This is a genomic window from Limnospira sp., from assembly GCF_051859755.1.
Classification (GTDB): Bacteria; Cyanobacteriota; Cyanobacteriia; order Cyanobacteriales; family Microcoleaceae; genus Limnospira; species Limnospira fusiformis.
Genome location: NZ_JBIMLI010000172.1, coordinates 1 through 1,193 on the forward strand (window position 1 = coordinate 1; position 1,193 = coordinate 1,193).

Here is a 1,193-nt window from a genome sequence, read left to right on the forward strand (position 1 = left end):
AGAAGCTACTCTCCCCAATACACGCGCTTATACCAGAGAAGAAATCGCCGAAAAAATCCAAGAATACTGGCAAAAACTTGCATGTGCCCAGCATCCCAGGTGGGTAACTCCCCGCTGGGTTGCATAGTATTCGTATGAAGCGTACCCATCGCTCTGCAGGTAGCCTTTGAAACCTTCCAATATCTTTTTGGGAGCCGCCTGGTCGCGTCCCTTTTGGTAATCAAACAATACGGTGCCGTCTACGGGGTTATGGTAAACCCAGTAGTAGCCCAGATGTGTATCTTTCTTCTTGGTACTGTCCAGTACTTTGATGGTGGTTTCATCGGCCTGGAGGTATCCTTTCCCGCAGGTGGCTTTCACCAGCCAGTCATACAGGATTTCCAGCCGTTCCATTCCCTGTCTTGTCCAGCCATCCAGCGTGGAAGCGGCTATGGGGATGTTTTCGCGTTTGAAGCGTTGCAGCTGGCGGTAGAGCGGCAGGTGATCCACGTATTTGTCTGTCAGGATCGAGGCAAGCAGGCCATTTCCTACGCTGCCTTTCTCAATCAGACGGGAAGGAAGCGGTGCAATGGCTATCGGAGATTTGGTGTCCTGTACTTTAGAGACATATTTGTAACGGATGTATCGGCGGATGAGGTAGCTGCCGGGAATATAGTCCAGCTCTTCGGTGATTTCTTTACCGATACAGGTCATTGCGCTCAGATCTCCTTCAGGATATAGCTCGATTTCCTCTACCGGAAGATGTTCGGGCAGTTTTGTCCTGCCGGGATGTGACGCACGGGATTTTTTCCGGACGTACTCCACCTTTTCGGTGAGCTCTTGCTGGGCTTCCTGCTGTTGTTCTGCCGTCGTTTCAAAAGGCAGACTGAGTTGGTCGGGTGATTCGAAGCGTTCCCGCTTCTGGCCGAAGAGCATCTTCTGGAACTTGGCAAGAATCCCCTCCAGCTTTTCGATGCGCTCATCTTTGGACTCAATGGATTTATCCCTAGACGCCAGTTGGCTCTCCCGCACGCCCAACAGGGCGATGAGTTCGGCTTTGCTCAGCTTGTCCAGAGGATTGTTCATGGATCGAAAATAATACCCTGGGGTGCTTCCCTTTACCCAACCTACCACTTGACCCCCCCAATACCTGAATTTGTTGGGTGTCGCTTGGCTTTACCCAACCTACGACCTTGAGAAACGGGGAGCGATCG

1 protein-coding gene is annotated in these 1,193 nt (G+C 51.7%); it reads right to left on the reverse strand.

Annotated elements, in window-relative coordinates; translation table 11 throughout:
- Positions 1-27 precede the first annotated feature (27 nt).
- Positions 28-1,065 (reverse strand): IS66 family transposase, encoded by a 1,038-nt coding sequence (gene tnpC, locus ACTIE0_RS21190; protein ID WP_439516974.1) that lies wholly within the window; start codon positions 1,063-1,065, stop codon positions 28-30.
- Between the last annotated feature and the right edge of the window lie 128 nt (positions 1,066-1,193).

Bases quoted from the DNA above. Each gene is read 5' to 3' on its own strand.
- tnpC (WP_439516974.1), bottom strand. From the start codon at position 1,065: ATGAACAATCCTCTGGACAAGCTGAGCAAAGCCGAACTCATCGCCCTG.